This window comes from Trebonia sp. (assembly GCF_049794275.1).
GTDB lineage: Bacteria > Actinomycetota > Actinomycetes > Streptosporangiales > Streptosporangiaceae > Trebonia.
Map to the genome: position 1 here is coordinate 1 of NZ_JBARCR010000327.1, position 4085 is coordinate 4085.

Here is a 4085-nt window from a genome sequence, read left to right on the forward strand (position 1 = left end):
TGTGGAAGAACGCGGCGATGTCCATCGGGATGCGGACGCAGCCGTGCGACACCGGGTTGACCGGGACGTCGGTGTCGCCGTGGATGGCGAAGACCGTGCTGATGAAGAACACCGGGTTGTACATCTCCCCGAGCGGGACGGTGACCCAGCCCGGCATGTAAACCGTAGTCCGGAAGTTGCCGGTCGGCGTGATGGCGTAGGAGCATCCGCCATTGCTGCAGTAGTAGTAGCCGCCGCCGCTCGAGACGTGGCTGATCAGCGCGACCTTGCGGTTGACGTACAGGGCGAGCACCCGGAGGGTCAGGTTGACCTCGACCCTGGTGCCGTTCTGCCGCGGGTCACGCGGCTTCCAGGCGCGGGGGTTGACCAGCGCGCGCTTGGTCGCCGGGCCCACGACGCCGTCCACCGACAGGCCGTTGACCTCCTGGAACGCCCAGACGGCCTCGAGCGTGTTGGCGCCGAAAGTGCCGTCGGCGGCGCCTGGGTAGTACTTCAGCGCCGCGAGCCGCTGCTGGAGCGCCTTGACGTCCGCGCCCTTCATGCCCTCCTTGAGGGTGCGCGCGGGCGGCGTGTAGACGGGCGCTGCCAGCACGGTCAGCTGGGCTTTCTCCGCCTTGGTCACGGTCGCCGCCGAAGCGGTCCCCGCCGTGTACCCGGCCGTGGCGAGCGTGGCCAGCGCCGCCGCCGCCGCTCCTGCCCGGACTAGCCTGCCGCGTCGCAGCGCACCCATGACGTCTACGCCTCTCATAGTCGAATCGTCCCGCACTAGAGACGTTCCGCCTAGTACCCAGGTTGCCGGCGCGTCTACTGAAGTCCCGAGCGGACGGACGTGATGCGCTGCGTGTTGAAGCCGAGCCAGTGCATCCGGCCCACGTAACGGGCGTGCTCAACCTTGAGGCAGCGGTCCATGATCACCGTCACGCCGCCGTCCTCCGCGATCTTCGCTCCCTCGAAGTTGATCACGCCGAACTGGCACCAGAGGCAGCCGGCGCCGATCGCCACCGCATCCCGCGCGATCCCCGGCAGCGCGTCCGGCGTGCGGAACACGTCCACGACGTCCACCGGGTCGGGTATGTCCAGCAGGCTCGCGTAGCACTTCTCCCCGAGGATCTCGGTCTCGCGGGGGTTTACCGGGATCACGCGGTAGCCGTGCCGCTTGACGTAGTAGCCGACGAAGTTGCTGGCCCGCAGCTCATTGCTCGACAGGCCCACGATCGCGATCGTCTTGGCGGTGTGCAGCACGCGCTGGATCGCCAGCGGGTCCTGATACCGGCTGAGATCGGTCATGCCTTCGCTGTCTCCCTTCCCGCTGTCGCGGCGACGAGCGCGAAACCCTGCTCCAGATCCCAGATCAGGTCCGCGGCGGTCTCGGTCCCGACCGACAGCCGCACCGTCCCCGGCCCGACCCCGGCCGCTCGCAGCTCGTCGTCGCTCAGCTGCCGGTGCGTCGTGCTCGCGGGGTGGATGATCAGGCTTTTCGCGTCGCCGACGTTCGCCAGGTGGGACCAGAGCGACACGCCGCGGATGAGATCCTGGCCGCCGCTGCGGCCGCCGGCGCAGTCGAAGGAGAACACCGCGCCGGCGCCCCGCGGCAGGTACTTCTCCACGAGCGGCCGGTACTTGCTCGACGGCAGCCCCGGGTAGGTCACATTCGTCGCCAGGTCGTGCGACTCGAGGAACGCCGCGACCGTCCGCGCGTTGTCCACGTGCCGGTCCATCCGCAGCGACAATGTCTCGATCCCCTGCAGGAACAAGAAGGCGTTGAACGGCGACATCGCCGCGCCGAGATCGCGCAGCGTCTCGGCGCGGAGCTTCATCAGGTAGCCGTACGTCCCGAACGTCTCGTGGAACTGCAGGCCGTGGTAAGCCGGCGACGGATCCGCGACCACGGGAAACCGCCCGTTGGACCAGTTGAACGTGCCGCCCTCGACGACCACGCCGCCGATGCTCGTGCCGTGACCGCCGATGAACTTGGTGGCCGAGTGGAGCACGATGTCGGCGCCCCATTCGATAGGGCGGCACAGGTACGGCGTCGCGAACGTGTTGTCCACGATCAGCGGCAGCTCGCTCTCGTGCGCGATGGCCGCCACCGTCTCGATGTCCAGCACGTTTCCCGCGGGGTTGCCGATCGTCTCGGCGAAGAACGCCTTCGTGTTCGGGCGGACCGCCTGCCGCCACGCATCGGGGTCGTCAGGATTGACCCACGTCAGCTCCACGTTCATCTTGCGCAGCAAGTGCTTGAACTGATTCACCGTCCCGCCGTAGAGCGCCGTGGACGAGACCACGTGGTCGCCCGGCTGCAGCAGCGTGAACAGCGCGGCCGCCTGCGCGGCGATCCCGCTGGCGAACGCCACGGCGCCGGCGCCGCCCTCGAGGTTCCCGACGCGCTCCTCGAACACCGCGACGGTCGGGTTCATGATGCGCGAGTAGGTGTTCCCGTACTCCTGCAGGTTGAAGTAGGCGGCCGCGGACTCCGGGTCCTCGAACACGTAGCTGGTCGTCTGGAAGATCGGCACCGCGCGGGCGCCGGTGTTCGGGTCGGGCCGCTGCCCGGCGTGCAGCTGCCGGGTCTCGAATCCGAAGTCCCGGGCTTCTTCGCCGCGGGAGGACGTGTCGGTCATGAGGTCATCTTTCTAGGAAGCCGCGGATGATCGGCGTCTGCCGCGCCTCCTCGAGCAGGAAGCAGTCGTGGCCGTACGGTGCCTCGATCACATGGAACTCCGCCGGCTTGCCGAGTTCTTCCAGCGCGCCGGCGATTTCCCTGGACGCGACCGGCGGGTACAGCCAGTCGGAGCTGAAGGCGATCAGCAGCGTCCGCGCCGAGACGCCCTCGAGCGCCCGCGTGAGCGATCCGCCGCCGTGCTGCCGCGCGAGATCGAAGTAGGTCAGCGCCCGCGACGTGTACAGGTAGGTGTTGGCGTCGAAGCGCTTGACGAACGAGTCGGCCTGGTGGCGGAGGTAGCTCTCGACCTCGAACTCCGGCTCGGTGATCGTGTAGCGGATGTCGTCGGCGAACTGCAGCCGCCGACCGAACTTGTCCTCCAGCGCCATCGCGGACAGGTACGTGATGTGGCCGACCATCCGCGCCACGCCCATGCCCGCGTCCGGCGCACGGCCCGTGCCGTAGTAGCGGCCGCCCTGCCAGGCCGCGTCGCGCATGATCGAGTCCCGCGCGATCGCGTTCCAGGCCACTCCCTGCGGATGAAGGGCGTGCGTGCTGGCGATCGCCACCACGGCGTCGACCTGGCCGGGATACAGGATCGCCCACTCCATCGCCTGCATGCCGCCGAGCGAGCCGCCGGCCACCGCCGCGAGCCGTTCGATCCCGAGCACGTCAAGGAACGCGCGCTCGGTCCGCACCATGTCGGCGACGGTGATCACGGGAAAGTCCGGCCCGTACGGCTGGCCCGTCGCCGGATCGATCGACGACGGCCCCGTCGTGCCGCGGCAGCCGCCGAGCAGGTTCGTGGAGACGATGAAGAAGCGGTCGGTGTCGAACGCCTTGCCCGGGCCGATCATCCCGTCCCACCAGCCCAGCGACTTGCCGGCCGAGCCGTCGCGATCCTCGGCCCCGAACCCGTCGCGCGTGCTCTCGCCGGACGGCGTCTTCGCGAAGCCGGCGGCATGGGCGTCGCCGCTGAGGGCATGGCATACCAGGATGACGTTGTCGCGCTCGGGCGCGAGGGTGCCGTAGGTTTCGTATGCCACGCGAACCGGGTACAGCTCCCGGCCGCAGTCGAGCCGCACCGGCTCAGGCAGGTCGAGGTACTGAGTTTCGACAGTGCCGACTGAGCCGGCCGCGAGCGTCGAGGCTGGCTCCGCCATGGGGCTATGTTAGCTTGCCCTGCTCGGTGTATTGTCAATCAGATCCATGGGGAATATGGACGTGAGGGAAGGTAATACTCGAAATGACTACAGTTGCCGACAACGGCGTTAACGTGCAGGCGCTGCTCGACGCCAGGGACGCGCTCAAGAACGCGCCCGAGGCCGCCCAGTTCACCTGGCGGGCGTCCGCCACGTGGCAGGGCGGCGTGCACAGCCAGATCAAGGTGCAGAGCTTCTTCGGCCTCGGCCAGGAGCAGAGC

Annotated in this window: 4 protein-coding genes; all 4 read right to left on the reverse strand. The window is 68.6% G+C overall.

Features of this window, described 5'->3' with window-relative positions:
• Nucleotides 1–748, reverse strand: a 748-nt coding sequence (locus WA805_RS09060) for a L,D-transpeptidase family protein (protein ID WP_425242118.1), incomplete at its 3' end; no start/stop codon positions are given.
• Nucleotides 749–804: 56 nt separating this feature from the next.
• A complete protein-coding gene (locus WA805_RS09065) occupies nucleotides 805–1287 on the reverse strand; it encodes a CoA-binding protein (RefSeq protein WP_422290525.1) in 483 nt (160 codons plus the stop codon).
• Nucleotides 1284–2621: an O-acetylhomoserine aminocarboxypropyltransferase/cysteine synthase family protein gene (locus tag WA805_RS09070; RefSeq protein WP_422290527.1), complete on the reverse strand. Its 1338-nt coding sequence runs from the start codon at nucleotides 2619–2621 to the stop codon at nucleotides 1284–1286. The genes WA805_RS09065 and WA805_RS09070 overlap by 4 nt, the downstream gene beginning before the upstream one ends.
• Nucleotides 2622–2625: 4 nt before the next feature.
• Nucleotides 2626–3825: a homoserine O-acetyltransferase MetX gene (metX, locus tag WA805_RS09075; RefSeq protein WP_425242119.1), complete on the reverse strand. Its 1200-nt coding sequence runs from the start codon at nucleotides 3823–3825 to the stop codon at nucleotides 2626–2628.
• Nucleotides 3826–4085 lie beyond the last annotated feature (260 nt).

What these genes read in the sequence shown, in the direction of transcription:
- WA805_RS09065 (WP_422290525.1), bottom strand. Translation starts at nt 1,287, where the DNA reads ATGACCGATCTCAGCCGGTATCAGGACCCGCTGGCGATCCAGCGCGTG.
- WA805_RS09070 (WP_422290527.1), bottom strand. Translation starts at nt 2,621, where the DNA reads ATGACCGACACGTCCTCCCGCGGCGAAGAAGCCCGGGACTTCGGATTC.
- metX (WP_425242119.1), bottom strand. Translation starts at nt 3,825, where the DNA reads ATGGCGGAGCCAGCCTCGACGCTCGCGGCCGGCTCAGTCGGCACTGTC.